We start from the raw sequence: 14,593 nt of genomic DNA, 5'->3' as shown, positions 1-14,593 counted from the left end.
CACTAAATAGACACCGCCAGTTTCACCCCTTGGCGAATTGCACGTACCGCGTCTAGTTCACCCGCAAGTTCAGCACCACCAATGACATGAAGCTTTCCTGACAATTCAGGCCATTTGTCTTCAAACGGACGAACTGAAACCTGCCCTGCACAAATAATCACTTTATCTACATCAAGAAGCTTTGATTCACCATCGACACCGATGTGAAAACCTTGGCTATCAATACTTTGATATTGAACACCGCCCAGCATGTGTACGCCGCGCTTCTCTAAGGTGCGTTTGTGAACCCAGCCTGTCGTTTTGCCCGGCCCTTTGCCGACACTGCCTTTTCTGCGCTGCAGCAACCACACTTCTTTTTCACTACGTGAATCAGGATAAGGATACAAACCTCCAGGGTAAGTAATCTCTTTGTCTATGCCCCATTCATGTAACCAGTCATCCAAATCATGCTCGGACGGTTCAGTAATCATGCTCGCAACATCAACGCCAATACCTCCAGCACCAATGATTGCGACTTTATTGCCTACCGGTGTCTTTTCGCGAATCAGCGTTTGGTAATCCACCACTTTTTCGCTGTTTTCCAAACCTTCAATATCGACTTTACGCGGTTCAACGCCCGAAGCCATTACCACTTCGTCATACTCCGACAACATAGAGAAATCGGCTTCGGTTCTTAAATGCAAACGTACACCAGTTTCGTCAATACGATTCGCGAAGTAACGAATCGTCTCACGAAACTCTTCTTTACCCGGAATTTGCATCGCTAATCTGAATTGACCGCCTATACGATCGTTTCTTTCAAACAGGTCAACATTGTGCCCACGCTCAGCCAAGGTCGTTGCACAAGCCAGCCCTGCTGGACCTGCACCAATCACCGCCACGGTTTTCTTAATGCTGGCAGGTTGAACCACAATTTCTGTTTCGTAACAGGCGCGCGGGTTAACCATGCACGATGCGCGTTTACCTTTAAACACGTTATCCAAACAAGCTTGGTTACAGCCAATACAAGTATTAATAAACGCCGCTCGACCTTGCTCTGCCTTATTGACAAATTCTGGGTCTGCCAAGAATGGACGAGCCATAGAAACCATATCCGCTTTGCCTGAAGAGATAATGCTCTCCGCTTCTTCCGGGGTATTGATACGGTTACAGGTAATCACTGGAATCGACAAATGAGGCTTGATCTTCTCCGTTACCCAACTGAATGCTGCACGAGGAACTTGCGTCACTATGGTTGGGATCCGAGCTTCATGCCAGCCAATCCCGGTATTGATGATTGTTACACCCGCCTTTTCTAGCTCTTTAGCCAGCATCAACACTTCTTCAAATGTGCTGCCTTGCTCCACCAAATCCAGCATCGACAAGCGGAAGATGATAATGAACTCTTCACCCACAGCTTCACGAATAGCTCTCACCACTTCAAGCGGGAAACGGATTCGATTGAGATAGCTGCCGCCCCAGTCGTCATAACGCATATTGGTACGTTTACAAATAAACTGATTTAGCAAGTAGCCTTCAGACCCCATAACTTCAACGCCGTCATACCCTGCGAGTTGAGCCAGCTCAGCGCTGTTGGCAAAGGCTTGAATGGTTTTTCGAATCTGGCGCGGTGTCATTTCGCTAGGAACAAACTTACTGATTGGAGATTTAATCGCAGACGCGCTCTGTGAGAAAGGATGCATGGCATAACGGCCAGCGTGAAGAAGTTGCAGCGCAATTTTGCCACCATGTTGATGTACCGCATCGGTCACCACTTTATGCGCTTTAGCATGTTTCACACTGCTAAACTCGGCACCAAAAGGATGTAAACGTCCACGAAGATTTGGTGAGTATCCACCCGTAACAATTAGGCCCACACCACCTTTTGCTCGTTCTTCATAAAATGCGGCAAGCTTGTGTAAACCTTCTTTTTCGTCTTCTAAACCAGTGTGCATTGAACCCATCAAAACTCGGTTTTTTAACTGAGTAAATCCTAAATCCAATGGCTGTAGCAGATTTGGGTACATGGAGAGTTAACCTTTATCGTTATTGTTTTCCGACCACATTATTCCTCACCCATACAAAAATCAAACAAGTGTTTACATTTTTGTAACACCGATCAATCTTGCGGTTGTTTGCGTATACTAGATCACGTACGATGCAACTTAATTAATATTCCAAGGTGTTGTTTTGGTGATATTAACAAGCATTTCGATGGCATTGCTGGAGACACAATGAAAACAATATTCCGATTTATTGGGCTGCTTTTTAAAGGGATTTGGAAACTAATCACTTTCATTCGTATCGCTCTTACCAACCTCATTTTCCTACTCAGTATCGCGTTAGTGTATTTCCTTTACGCTTATGAGACCCCAGCACCTGTGGTTGAGAAAAAATCTGCCCTAGTGCTCAACCTATCTGGCCCCATCGTTGAGCAAAGCAGTTATTTAAGCCCGATGGATTCAGTAACGGGCTCAGTGTTAGGCAAAGATCTACCAAAAGAAAACGTGCTCTTTGATATTGTCGAAACTCTACGTCACGCTAAAGACGACGATAAAATTACTGGTTTGGTTTTGGCGCTGCGTAATATGCCAGAAACCAACCTAACCAAATTGCGCTATATCGCGAAAGCCATTAATGAATTCAAAGCCTCTGGCAAGCCGGTATATGCTCTGAGCGACATGTACAACCAAAGCCAATATTATCTAGCAAGTTACGCCGATAAAGTGTTTATGGCACCTGATGGCGCGGTTCTATTACATGGCTACAGTGCTTACAACATGTATTACAAAACCCTTCTAGAGAAGCTAGACGTCAATACTCACGTGTTCAGAGTCGGCACATACAAGTCAGCTATTGAACCCTTCATCCGCGACGATATGTCAGATGCAGCGCGTGAATCAGCGTCACGTTGGTTAACTCAGTTATGGGGTGCTTACATCGATGATGTTGCCACCAACAGAGGCATTGATGCAGACGTATTAACACCAAACATGGATGAGTTTCTTGCGCTTCTTGAACAAACATCCGGTGACTTAGCTCAGCTGTCACTGAACATTGGTCTCGTTGATGAATTAGCAACTCGCCAGCAAATTCGCCTTGAGCTTGCAAAAACCTTTGGCAGCGACGGTAAAGATAGCTACAACGCTGTGAGCTATTACGACTACGCGCCGACGGTAACGCCTCAAGTGAGTACGGCTAACGATGATATCGCTATTGTGGTTGCCAGCGGCACAATTATGGACGGTTCTCAACCTCGCGGTAGCATAGGCGGTGATAGCACTGCGGCTCTTCTTCGCCAAGCTCGCAATGACAACAACGTCAAAGCCGTGGTTTTACGAGTAGACAGCCCAGGGGGCAGCGCTTTTGCTTCCGAAGTGATTCGTAACGAGATTGATGCATTAAAAGCAGCAGGAAAACCTGTGGTTGTTTCAATGTCGAGCCTAGCGGCTTCGGGCGGTTACTGGATTTCAATGAGTGCAGATAAAATCGTTGCTCAGCCAACGACCCTAACTGGTTCAATCGGTATCTTCAGTGTCATTACGACTTTTGAAAAAGGTCTTAACAAGCTGGGCATTTCTACCGATGGTGTTGGTACTACACCATTCTCAGGAATTGGTATCACGACTGGACTTAACGAAGGGGCACAAAAAGCGCTGCAAATGGGCATTGAACATGGTTACCACCGTTTCATCTCGCTCGTGGGTGAAAATCGTGGCATGTCCGTCGAACAGGTTGATCAGGTAGCTCAAGGTCGTGTCTGGACAGCACAAGATGCGCAGAAATTTGGTTTGGTTGATAAACTGGGTGACTTTGATGACGCCGTTAAACTCGCAGCTGAACTGGCGAAATTAGAAGATTACAACCTGTTCTGGGTGTCAGATCCGCTAAGTCCGGCTCAGCAAATTCTGCAAGACCTCTTTGGTCAAATAAAAGTAAGCTTAGGCTTGGACGTTTCCAGCATGGTTCCAGCAGCGTTTCAACCGGCAGCAAGCCAGTTGATTAACGATGCGAACCTGCTAAGCAGCTTTAACGATCCAAAAGGACAATACGCGTTCTGTCTGCCCTGCCAAGTACAATAGTCAGACTAACAGCACGAAATTTCCGTTTCAGGGGCGCTAAAAACACAGCGCCCCTTTTTATTACAATCGTTTTCGTTATAATCGCCACACTATTTACCTCCATCTTTAGTAGTTGTAATCATGGCAAGAAAACATATCTATATCGCCTACACTGGCGGCACTATCGGCATGAAGAAATCCTCACACGGATATGTTCCTGTAGCTGGATTCATGGAAAAGCAATTGGCAAATATGCCAGAGTTCCATCGTGACGAAATGCCTGAGTTTACGGTTCATGAGTACGAACCACTGATTGACTCTTCAGATATGACGCCGGAAGACTGGCAAAAAATCGCTGATGATATCGCAGACAACTACGACAAATACGATGGTTTCGTTATTCTGCATGGTACCGACACAATGGCTTATACCGCTTCGGCGCTTTCGTTCATGTTAGAAAACTTAGGTAAACCCGTCATTGTGACAGGCTCACAAATCCCATTGGCAGAACTACGCTCGGATGGTCAGGCTAACTTGCTGAATGCACTTCACATTGCTGCAAACTATCCGATCAATGAAGTCACACTGTTCTTCAACAATCACTTGATGCGCGGAAACCGCAGCACTAAGTCTCATGCAGATGGTTTCAACGCGTTTACTTCACCAAACATTCCGCCACTGCTTGAAGCGGGTATCAATATTCATGTCAGCAACGGTGTGCAAATTGGTCAGGTGCCTGAAGGCAAGTTCCGTGTACACCACATTACACCGCAACCTATCGGTGTGATCACCATGTACCCGGGCATCTCTCATGAGGTCATTCGCAACACCCTGTTGCAACCCGTGAATGCGATGATTCTGCTCACTTTTGGGGTTGGTAATGCGCCTCAAAACCCAGAACTACTGGCACAGCTAAAAGATGCCTCTGAACGTGGAGTTATTGTCGTAAACCTAACCCAATGTTTAGCAGGTAAAGTCAACATGGGCGGCTACGCAACGGGCTGTGCGCTTGCTGATTCAGGTGTTATTAGTGGGTACGATATGACACCAGAGGCGGCGTTGGCAAAACTTCACTACTTATTGAGCCAAAATCTGTCTTACGAAGAAGTGAAGCAAAAGATGCAGCAAGTACTGCGTGGCGAAATGTCTCTATAATTTACAACGGCTAAAGTTCAAAGCGGCTTAAGCTTAAAAAAACAGCTTATAAAGTAAGAAAACCCCGTATTCACATACAGGGTTTTCTTTTTCCTACCCAAACAACTACTCGTGATTAGGATTAATACGTACGATATCTTCTTGATTATCTTGAAAACGTTTTTTTAATTCTGCTTTTGATTTAAAGATCATCTCGCCACCAACGCCAATGCTCATATGGTCAGCGTTGTTATTGTACTTTGATTGGTACAACATCACAGCTTGCATACAAGAATCTCGCTGCTCTGGAGAAAGTGAAGTACCTTCAGGCCACTTACCCGTTTCAACAGCAAACAATAAACGCTCATAGGCTTCCGGTGTGATAGCAGCAACAAGTTGATTTGCGTCCATGGTGCATTCCTAATTTAACGATTTGCGCCAAAATAACTTGCTGGCATATTGAGTCAAGACAAGCTAAATAAATAAGTGTATCGGATCACAAGCTAAACATTTTTCTAACATGATATGGCATAGCTCCTGCTTTTACTCAGTTCAATCCGTTACAAAAAAGAATCTCTATAAATAAGGTCAACAGGCCAAAATATGAACACAATAAAATTCATTCTCGTTTTATCACTGCCATTGGCTCTATCAGGGTGTTTTGAAAATAAAAAGAACACAGATAAACTTTGTGCAGATAACCCAGCACTGCAGTGTGAAAGACTCAATGTTAATGATGGACAATGCCGAATCCCCAGAACTGACCTGATCTGGCATCGCTTCGAAGTACTTAAAGACCCGACTCCAGTGAACAAAATTGAAGAGTACAATCTAACCAGTGCTTACCGAAAATGTTTAGAACTCGCCTCTCAAATTCAGGCGATAGACCAAGCAGAGCTCAAACAAAGACGAGTGAGCGCGCTGGTTAATGCAGGAGAAGATTTAAAGCGTATCGCGACCGAACTTCGTAACCAACGCACACCAGAGTCTCTTTATTTTTTATGGAGCCAAGAGGGTGACCACAAAGCTCGCCGTGAATTTTTACAGCTAGAAGGCAAACCTGAACTAGAAACGGCCGAATTGCAGTACGCATTAGCCACCTTCTATACTTCACGCGACCGAGCGAAAACCATCACCTTACTCAATCATGCGTTAGAGTTGAGCAAACCGGATAATATCAACACCGAGATACTTAAATCACTCGCGAGTAACTATCATGCTTCTGGTGATAAAGAACATGCCTATGTTTGGGCTATGGTCGGTAAAGAATATAATGTACCTATCGCCAGCGAGTCTGAACTTGCTTTGATGTATGGCTTTAATGAAGAGAAATTTGAAAAGCTTGACGATATTGCAGAGACGGTTGTTAAGTCGATTAAAGAGGGACAATACCGAAAAAGCATCGTCCCTAACTCTTTGAAATAATGTTGCTATCAAACAAAAGTTGGTGGTCTACCACCAACTTTTTCACTTTTTGTTGAAAATTAACGACACCGAATTAACACAAAAGCGTTCACCAGTGGTCTGTGGACCATCAGGAAATACATGCCCTAAATGGCTATCACAAGCAGCACAACGAATCTCAGTTCTTATCATTCCGTGACTTAGATCTTCTATATAACGGATGGCCTGATCATTAATAGGCGCATCAAAACTTGGCCACCCACAACCAGAGTCGTATTTGTTTTCAGAACTAAACAAAAGCGCATCGCAGCAAGTGCAATGGTAATCGCCAGTTAGTTTGTTATGCAGAAGCTTACCAGAGAAAGGGGCTTCGGTACCTCGTTGGCGACAAACATAATATTCCTCTTCCGATAACTGGTCTTTCCAGTATTCGTCAGGCTTCTCAAGATTTTGGGCTTTATCAACCACGCTTTTACTTCTCCATTTTTGTAATAATTATTTTTGACTTTTTTCGCTAAAAACTTGCGTACCTATGATTTTGTAGCACATACTTTTTTACCATAGTATTGCAGGTTATTAGAACTTCAATAACCTCGCTTCTTGATTATTTTACGACAATCGGTTGGGATGAAAAGCAGTAGCACGTCTAAAAACTAACCAGTTGTAAGTGATTGTGAAAAAAAGCGACAGTTTTTTTTGACTTTAAACAAGTTAAGTCGGATTATCTGTTGCAGATGTTTACTGGATTTTGTAATTTTACTACCAGTTATCTTTAATCAGAAATTAAGTTGTGGAGCAACTATAATGACTATCAAAGTAGGTATTAACGGTTTTGGCCGTATTGGCCGTTTCGTATTCCGTGCAGCACAAGAACGTAATGACATCGAAGTTGTTGGTATCAACGACCTAATCGACGTAGATTACATGGCTTACATGCTTAAGTATGACTCAACTCACGGCCGTTTCAACGGTACTGTTGAAGTTGAAGGTGGTAACCTAATCGTAAACGGTAAGACTGTACGTGTTACTGCTGAGCGCAACCCAGAAGATCTAAAATGGGATGCAATCGGTGTTGACGTTGTTGCTGAAGCAACTGGTCTATTCCTAGACGACGCTACAGCACGTAAGCACATCACTGCTGGTGCAAAGAAAGTTGTTCTTACTGGTCCTTCTAAAGACGCAACTCCAATGTTCGTTAACGGCGTAAACTTCGACACTTACGCAGGTCAAGACATCGTTTCTAACGCTTCTTGTACTACTAACTGTCTAGCGCCTATCGCTAAAGTTCTTAACGACAAGTTCGGTATCGAATCTGGTCTTATGACTACAGTTCACGCTACTACAGCAACTCAAAAAACTGTAGACGGTCCTTCAGCTAAAGACTGGCGCGGTGGTCGTGGTGCTTCTCAAAACATCATCCCATCTTCAACTGGTGCTGCTAAAGCAGTAGGCGTTGTACTTCCAGCAGTTAAAGGTCTTCTAACAGGTATGGCTTTCCGCGTACCAACTGCTAACGTTTCTGTTGTTGACTTGACTGTTAACCTGAAAAACGCTGCTTCTTACGAAGAAATCTGTAAAGCAATGAAAGAAGCTTCTGAAGGCGAAATGGCTGGCGTTCTAGGTTACACTGAAGACGCAGTAGTATCTCAAGACTTCATCGGCGAAACATGCACTTCAGTATTCGATGCTAAAGCTGGTATCGCTCTAACTGACAAATTCGTTAAAGTTGTATCTTGGTACGACAACGAAATCGGTTACTCAAACAAAGTTCTAGACCTAATCGCTCACATCTCTAAGTAATGTAAGCATTAGCGAAGAAATTCTTTGAGAATATGAAAGGCGGCCGATGTGTCGCCTTTTTTGTTTCTACAGATTTGATTTTCCTAATAACAATCAGTCTAAGCAAAAAGCTGAACGAGGAATGATATTATGGATCTACTTTCTCTCCCTACCCTTACTTACCTTTCTGACAATGTGACCATCGTTGAAAAAGATGAGGTGAAAATTGTTCGTGTCATCCACGATAAGGCAACAGCCGCTATCGCTCTGCATGGCGCGCATGTTCTTTCTTATATTCCTGCAGGAAAAGAAGACCTGATTTGGATGAGCAGCAACACACCTTTTGACGGCAAAGCTGCACTTCGCGGAGGTATTCCAGTTTGTTGGCCTTGGTTTGGAAAAATTGCAGAACCAGGACATGGTTTTGCACGTATCAGCCAATGGAAATTGGCAGAACACAGAGAAAATGAACAAGGTGTTGTAGTTGTTCTAGAGCTTGAAGAGTCGGAAGAAACACTGGCAATTTGGCCATACAAGTTTAAGACCCGCTTGTTTGTCGAAATTGGCGATGAGTTGAAAGTGACACTGGAAGTAAACAACACGGATGAAAAAGCTTGGACGTTCTCAAGTGCACTTCATACTTACCTGAATGTTGGCGATGTAGCTCAAATTACCACAACAGGTATGGGCGCAGAATACATCGACAAGCTACAAGATTCAAAAATCTGCCAAGGTGAAGAGACATTGGTACTCACTGATACGATTGATCGTGTCTACACTATGCCGGAATCAAAAATTACAGTGACAGACCCTGTGCTGAAACGAGCTCTCTTAGTTGAAAACAGTGGCCACAATTGCGCGGTACTTTGGAACCCTTGGTCACAAGGTTCAAAAGCGATGGCTGACATGCCTGATGACGGCTACAAAACTATGTTCTGTGTTGAGTCGACCATCCATGCTCCATGCCTTTCTGCAGGTCAAACGTTGCAACCAGGTGAACAGTACCTATTAGCGACGACAATTTCGGCTAACTAACCATCTCGTCTTAGTGTGGTTCGAACCCGAAAAGAAAAAATCCGATAGACATTGTTTATCGGATTTTTGTTTATGCGTTTAAGTAAATCGGTTAAGCAAAATTATACTTTGAATCGGCGAATCTCAGATTCAAGCTCATGAGAGAGTGAAGAAAGTATTGCGGCCTGCTCTGCTGCATCTTTCGCTTCAATTGAAAACTCATTCGATACATCACGAATACCTTGTGTATTACGCGTAATTTCCGATGTCACCGAAGCTTGCTCTTCCGCCGCAGTCGCAATGTGTGTTGCCATATCACTAATCGCAGACACTACCGTTCTGATTTGCTCTAACGACTGAGAGGCATTAATTGCATCGTTTACACTGGTCGTCGCTAAGGCACGGCTGTCATTCATGATCGATACCGCTTTACCTGTTGTACTCTGCAGCGTATCAATCATTTGCTGAATTTCTTTTGTCGATGCATAAGTACGTTGGCTCAACACTCGAACTTCATCGGCAACAACCGCAAATCCTCGGCCCTGCTCACCCGCTCGCGCAGCTTCAATCGCTGCATTAAGAGCTAGCAAGTTTGTCTGCTCTGCGATTCCCTGAATCGTCGATAGGATATTGCTAATTTGGTTACTGTGACCTTCAAGCTCAGTAATAACGCCAGTTGCCACTTCCACTTCGGTCGCTAGATTTTCAATAGAAACTTGCGTTTGAGAAACCTGACGAGCACCTGCATCACATGCAACAACAGCATCATTCGAGTTACCAGCCGTTTGCTCTGCGTTACCCGCAATCTCATGCGTTGCAGCTGACATTTCATTAATCGCTGTCGCAACCATGTTGATTTCATCTTGCTGCTGCTGAATGCGCATATTGTTTTGGTCTGATTGCTTCGCAGCATGAGCGGATTGTTGTAAAAGCTCAGCAGACACATTGCCTAAGTTCGCTACCATTTGCTGCATATTGCCCACAAACTGGTTAAAGCTTTGCGCCAGTTTACCCACTTCGTCGTCAGAATGAATGGTCAGGCGTTGCGTCAAGTCCGCATCACCAGAGGCTATTTCTTCCAACGCTTTGCTCACGCGAGAAAGATCTCTAATCAAGAAATTAACCAACCACGACACTGCAAGTAACACTAAAAACGTAATCACTACTGCCGTTGAAATTAATCCCCAAAGCAATGAATCCGTTGATGCAAGTTCAGTGTCTTTATCCAACTCTACCGCAAAGATCCACTGAGTTCCCGGTACAGACTTGAAGTAGTACCACTTTTGTACGCCATTCAAAGTAACAGGAATAAAGGTTTTGTCTCTCGCCGCTTTATTAATCGCGTCGATAGTTAATGCTTTTGATACTGCTGATACTGGTTTTAGCGTGAAGTCTTTATTTGGATGCGCCAACCAGTTGCCATCTTGAGTATCAATAAGCATGGTTCTTGCGTTCTCACCCGCATCGGATGAAAGCACGTCAGAGACCAGCTGTTCAATCAACACATCAGCGCCGACAACACCAGAAAAGCGTCCATTGACAGTAACAGGCTCTGCAATAGTGATAAGTAGTGCATTGGTTACTGCATCTTGATATGCCGTGGTTACAATCATTTTGCCAGCCGTTGATGCATCAATATACCAAGGGCGCTTGCGAGGATCGTAGCCTTCCTGATATCTCTCAGGATAAGAACGGTTCATCACCCCTTCGGTGGTACCGTAATACAGCTCATCAAAACCGCCCGAAACTCGGCCTTGTTGTAAAAAAGGCGTTGGGTCCGCAGCGTTTGCATAGGCTTTAAATGCTGAAGTGATAGATTTTCTGTCAGCAACCCAATCCGAGATACCTTTGGCAGTCGCAGTCGTTAGAGATTCAACACGCTCTGACATTGCTTTTTGCGTCTGATCATAGATACGATCTATAGACAGCCAGGTTAATGCACCGGCCATAACAACAACCGCGGTTAGGCTAGCACCAATTAACTTTTGCTTTAGCGAAAATGACATTATTTAACAGCTCTCATATTGTTGTTTTTACAGGCGAGATACTAACCTCATTGCCATAGGCTATCCACTAAAAAGATATAAAAGTTTCAATATATAACTCTTTGTTATGCAAGGGTTTATGTCAACAATTTGGCATAAACCAAATTATTGTCGGTATAGCAGCACAAACGCGATATAAATAAGATTCCCCTTCCAAAAGTCATGCAACACCTACCTGTTAACTTGCTTTTTATTTGGTGGAGTAACCGCTACACTTACGCTTCCATTTATAACCTTGAGAACACCATGGCTTACCAGTGTCCGCTTTGCCAGCATCCCCTCACTCTTAACCAACGCACCTATTCATGTGTAAACAACCATCAGTTCGATTTGGCAAAAGAAGGCTACGTCAACTTGATGCCTGCTCACCATAAACGCTCGAAAGATCCAGGTGACAACAAAGAGATGATGCAAGCAAGACGTCGTTTTCTCGATGGCGGTCATTACAACCCGATGCGTGAGAAAGTCGCTGAGTTGTGCCAACGTTTCTTAATAAACACAGACCACCAGCTGTTAGACATCGGTTGCGGTGAAGGCTACTACACAACTTATATTGCAGATTGCCTAAAACAGGAGAACCCGCAAGCAAATACCTTTGGACTGGACATTTCCAAAGTGGCTATTCGATATGCGGCAAAACGCTACTCAAACTGTGATTTTACCGTTGCTTCAAGTCATCGCTTACCTTTTGCCGACGAAGAGCTCGACGGAATTTTACGCATCTATGCTCCTTGCAAAGCAGATGAACTGAATCGCTGTATTAAATCAGGCGGTGTTGTCATCACCGTCACCCCAGCAGCAAGGCATTTATACGAGTTTAAACAAGGTATTTATCAAGACGTACGCTTACATGAAGAGCAACCTGAAGTGATTGAAAACTTCACCTTAGAACACGAAGAGAAAGTGAATTACTTGATGACACTAAGCGGAGACGATGCATTTGATTTACTTCAGATGACTCCGTTTGCATGGCGCGCAAGTGAAGCTTACAAAGCTGAACTGAAGAACTCAGCAAATGTGCAATGCGAAGCAGACTTTATGATTCGAGTGTATAGAAAAGCTTAGTTATCCTTATCTGTCGAATAACACTAGTAATCTGAAGTTACAGGAGCCTCAAAAACTACTGTAACTTCAATGACAAACAACAGTTTCTCCACTAGCAGCACCTCAATATCCCTTTCCGAAATCCCTATCTGAAAAAGTATAAAAAACAGGCATGTTTATTGCTTTGTAAGAAACAGTGAAAATATGTTCAAGAAATAACACAAGTTTGACATAAGCCTGTCGATATAGTTATTGAGGATGGATTTAGGAGAGCAGCATGAACCCAGTAGGCGCAGGATCAGTATCTAATCTGAATGCCACTCAACCGGTAAAAAATCAAGCTTCAGCGAATACAGAGTCGGCTTCACCAGCACCACTGAAAGTCGAACAAAACAAAGTAACGCTTTCTGACGAAGGAAAGGCGTTGCTTGCCGCGCTACAAGATATCGAGCAGAACGGCAAAATGCCTGAAGGTGATAAAACCATGAGTGATAAGGTGGAAGCCTTTACCTATGGCGCTTTAGGTATGGAACATCCAGACAAAGTGAAAGATAAAGATGATTCGTTCTTCTCTGCGGGGCAATATCTTTCCGCAGCGGCAACCGTTGGTAGCTTATTACTCTTATTAGCCTAACCCTACTCTACCAATTCTTCCCAAGCTTTAAAAAATCCCACAATGTTTAAGTACACTGTGGGATTTTTGTAATGTGAGATTTCGTTTCGATTAGGGTGGTTCAAATGTGCAAAAATTAATTGTTGTTTTTATGAATCATGATAGAAGCCTGCAATATCAATGGATTCCAGACTTTCTCAACAAGTAGTCCTTTCTTTGATCAAAACCAGAGCAAATATTCCCACAATTCTCTCCTCTCCCATCAACGAAATCGAACCAAATCTAGACGTTTTGATGCACGTCAGCGCTCTGCTATACAGGAAGTGCATAATCATACAAACATAAACCCTTGCAACAAACTTTTGGACAAAAATCATTTAGCGCGATGAACTCCCCCCATCGCCTGAGCAACTTTCACAGCCAATATTTTAGCTGACCTCTAGTGTGGTAAAACACACAGTAAAGCTCTCGCTTTCGCGCAAGATATAAACCTGTCTTCACTTCATTACAAAGTGGCATTCATTTTCTCTCACATCCTTTACCTGCATACCTATCACCACTTTCCCTTAGGAAGTTATTCAGGCTTACGCCGTTCCGTATGTCGCTTAATTCCAGATTAGATGCCCACTCTAGTGCGGAGAGTACAACTATCAAGAAAGGGCTCTGACCAACACCTTTCCGACTCTCATTACTATTCTGGCCATAGCGTATTAACCAGCTCTTCGGCTTTATTCAGAATCCGAGGGGCATCTGGTGATACAGAGAGTTCACTCTTGTCGTGGTGAGCTACGCTTCTTACTACTTCAGGTCGCACGGGCAGAGATAAGTTACGTGATCTCGCTTCGGGCAACTTTTTGCTCAATTGAGCAAGAAGTTGCCCCGTTTGAGCAACTTCTTGCTCGCTGAAACATCACATAGATATAACTTGTTGAATTTTAATGCTATTTGTATTGGTGCAATTATTGCTTCAGGTAGACCTCGATGGTTCGTTGTTTACTAGAAAGGAATGCAATGCCAACACCATGTTGTATATCCATTAATGGGAAAGCTCAGGACCTTATTATTACAGGGGAGTACAGCGTATTCTATTGTTGACTCTTACGTTGGGGTCACGAAGGTAGAATGCGGGTTCAACCGTTTAATTACACCGTGACGGTTCCTACTGATCCACAATCAGCCAACCGTCCGTCACTTAATCCCGCACTCCAACTTAAATGATGGAACCTTAACCCAATCAGGTTATTTTAGCCTGATTGGGTTAAGGCACTCAGTGGTATGAAGGAAAACGCATGGCAACGCTGCATTACACGCTCACCGTTGATGGATTAGACGATAACAGTCTCGTAGTTCGGGGCTTTGAAGGGCAAGAAACACTGTCGGATGATCTTTATCTGGACAATCACGGCTTTCGATATGAGATAGCGCTGGCAAGCCGCCGCCCCAATTTATCCCCTGAGCAAATGGTGGATATGCAGGCAGAGCTCAAACTCTATCGCAATGGTGAGTTGACACAGCGAGTA

At 43.9% G+C, this 14,593-nt stretch carries 11 protein-coding genes and 2 pseudogenes; 9 read left to right on the top strand and 4 right to left on the bottom strand.

The features are described 5' to 3' along the window. Positions 1-2: 2 nt before the first annotated feature. The gene (locus ACRQQK_RS03675; RefSeq protein WP_457510102.1) at positions 3-2,006 is read right to left on the bottom strand and encodes an FAD-dependent oxidoreductase; all 2,004 of its coding nucleotides are present in this window, start codon (positions 2,004-2,006) and stop codon (positions 3-5) included. 207 nt (positions 2,007-2,213) lie between these two features. On the opposite strand from ACRQQK_RS03675, the gene sppA reads away from it, so the two are divergent. Next, on the top strand, positions 2,214-4,061 hold the full coding sequence (gene sppA, locus ACRQQK_RS03670; protein WP_457510101.1) for a signal peptide peptidase SppA: 1,848 nt from the start codon (positions 2,214-2,216) through the stop codon (positions 4,059-4,061). Positions 4,062-4,181: 120 nt separating this feature from the next. Beyond that, on the top strand, positions 4,182-5,195 hold the full coding sequence (ansA, locus tag ACRQQK_RS03665) for an asparaginase (RefSeq protein ID WP_457510100.1): 1,014 nt from the start codon (positions 4,182-4,184) through the stop codon (positions 5,193-5,195). Positions 5,196-5,300: 105 nt separating this feature from the next. Here the strand turns inward: ansA and ACRQQK_RS03660 are convergent, their stop codons facing one another. Continuing rightward, positions 5,301-5,585 (bottom strand): YeaC family protein, encoded by a 285-nt coding sequence (locus ACRQQK_RS03660; protein WP_457510099.1) that lies wholly within the window; start codon positions 5,583-5,585, stop codon positions 5,301-5,303. A 192-nt stretch (positions 5,586-5,777) separates the two neighbouring features. Between ACRQQK_RS03660 and ACRQQK_RS03655 the strand changes: the two genes are divergently transcribed. Further along, positions 5,778-6,599 carry a DUF2989 domain-containing protein gene (locus ACRQQK_RS03655; RefSeq protein ID WP_457510098.1) on the top strand — a complete coding sequence of 274 codons (822 nt, stop codon included), beginning with the start codon at positions 5,778-5,780 and terminating at the stop codon, positions 6,597-6,599. 42 nt (positions 6,600-6,641) lie between these two features. Here the strand turns inward: ACRQQK_RS03655 and msrB are convergent, their stop codons facing one another. Next, positions 6,642-7,046 carry a peptide-methionine (R)-S-oxide reductase MsrB gene (msrB, locus tag ACRQQK_RS03650; RefSeq protein WP_457510097.1) on the bottom strand — a complete coding sequence of 135 codons (405 nt, stop codon included), beginning with the start codon at positions 7,044-7,046 and terminating at the stop codon, positions 6,642-6,644. Positions 7,047-7,382: 336 nt separating this feature from the next. Here msrB and gap point away from each other — a divergent pair, with 336 nt between their 5' ends. Then, entirely contained in the window at positions 7,383-8,378 is a 996-nt protein-coding gene (gene gap, locus ACRQQK_RS03645) for a type I glyceraldehyde-3-phosphate dehydrogenase (RefSeq protein ID WP_457510096.1), read from the top strand. A gap of 129 nt (positions 8,379-8,507) precedes the next feature. Continuing rightward, positions 8,508-9,392: a D-hexose-6-phosphate mutarotase gene (locus ACRQQK_RS03640; RefSeq protein WP_457510095.1), complete on the top strand. Its 885-nt coding sequence runs from the start codon at positions 8,508-8,510 to the stop codon at positions 9,390-9,392. Between the two features lie 101 nt (positions 9,393-9,493). On the opposite strand, the gene ACRQQK_RS03635 is transcribed toward ACRQQK_RS03640, so the two are convergent. Beyond that, positions 9,494-11,377 (bottom strand): methyl-accepting chemotaxis protein, encoded by a 1,884-nt coding sequence (locus tag ACRQQK_RS03635; protein ID WP_457510094.1) that lies wholly within the window; start codon positions 11,375-11,377, stop codon positions 9,494-9,496. A gap of 285 nt (positions 11,378-11,662) precedes the next feature. On the opposite strand from ACRQQK_RS03635, the gene rlmA reads away from it, so the two are divergent. The 4 genes and pseudogenes from rlmA to ACRQQK_RS03615 form a co-directional block, all read left to right on the top strand. Continuing rightward, positions 11,663-12,481, top strand: coding sequence for a 23S rRNA (guanine(745)-N(1))-methyltransferase (gene rlmA, locus ACRQQK_RS03630; RefSeq protein WP_457510093.1), 819 nt, complete (start codon positions 11,663-11,665; stop codon positions 12,479-12,481). Positions 12,482-12,737: 256 nt separating this feature from the next. Beyond that, the gene (locus ACRQQK_RS03625; protein ID WP_102968116.1) at positions 12,738-13,094 is read left to right on the top strand and encodes a hypothetical protein; all 357 of its coding nucleotides are present in this window, start codon (positions 12,738-12,740) and stop codon (positions 13,092-13,094) included. A gap of 990 nt (positions 13,095-14,084) precedes the next feature. Continuing rightward, positions 14,085-14,249, top strand: a pseudogene (locus ACRQQK_RS03620) (type VI secretion system tube protein Hcp); the annotation flags it as partial. Between the two features lie 113 nt (positions 14,250-14,362). Next, positions 14,363-14,593: pseudogene (locus ACRQQK_RS03615) on the top strand (type VI secretion system tip protein VgrG); the annotation flags it as partial.

The sequence above is a fragment of the Vibrio sp. C8 genome (assembly GCF_054051265.1).
The sequence above is the reverse complement of the archived record's forward strand: the minus strand, read 5'-3'. Positions and strand labels throughout refer to the sequence as shown.

What these genes read in the sequence shown, in the direction of transcription:
- ansA (WP_457510100.1), top strand. Translation starts at nt 4,182, where the DNA reads ATGGCAAGAAAACATATCTATATCGCCTACACTGGCGGCACTATCGGC.
- ACRQQK_RS03660 (WP_457510099.1), bottom strand. Translation starts at nt 5,585, where the DNA reads ATGGACGCAAATCAACTTGTTGCTGCTATCACACCGGAAGCCTATGAG.
- rlmA (WP_457510093.1), top strand. Translation starts at nt 11,663, where the DNA reads ATGGCTTACCAGTGTCCGCTTTGCCAGCATCCCCTCACTCTTAACCAA.
- sppA (WP_457510101.1), top strand. Translation starts at nt 2,214, where the DNA reads ATGAAAACAATATTCCGATTTATTGGGCTGCTTTTTAAAGGGATTTGG.
- ACRQQK_RS03640 (WP_457510095.1), top strand. Translation starts at nt 8,508, where the DNA reads ATGGATCTACTTTCTCTCCCTACCCTTACTTACCTTTCTGACAATGTG.
- ACRQQK_RS03625 (WP_102968116.1), top strand. Translation starts at nt 12,738, where the DNA reads ATGAACCCAGTAGGCGCAGGATCAGTATCTAATCTGAATGCCACTCAA.
- ACRQQK_RS03675 (WP_457510102.1), bottom strand. Translation starts at nt 2,006, where the DNA reads ATGTACCCAAATCTGCTACAGCCATTGGATTTAGGATTTACTCAGTTA.
- ACRQQK_RS03655 (WP_457510098.1), top strand. Translation starts at nt 5,778, where the DNA reads ATGAACACAATAAAATTCATTCTCGTTTTATCACTGCCATTGGCTCTA.
- gap (WP_457510096.1), top strand. Translation starts at nt 7,383, where the DNA reads ATGACTATCAAAGTAGGTATTAACGGTTTTGGCCGTATTGGCCGTTTC.
- ACRQQK_RS03635 (WP_457510094.1), bottom strand. Translation starts at nt 11,377, where the DNA reads ATGTCATTTTCGCTAAAGCAAAAGTTAATTGGTGCTAGCCTAACCGCG.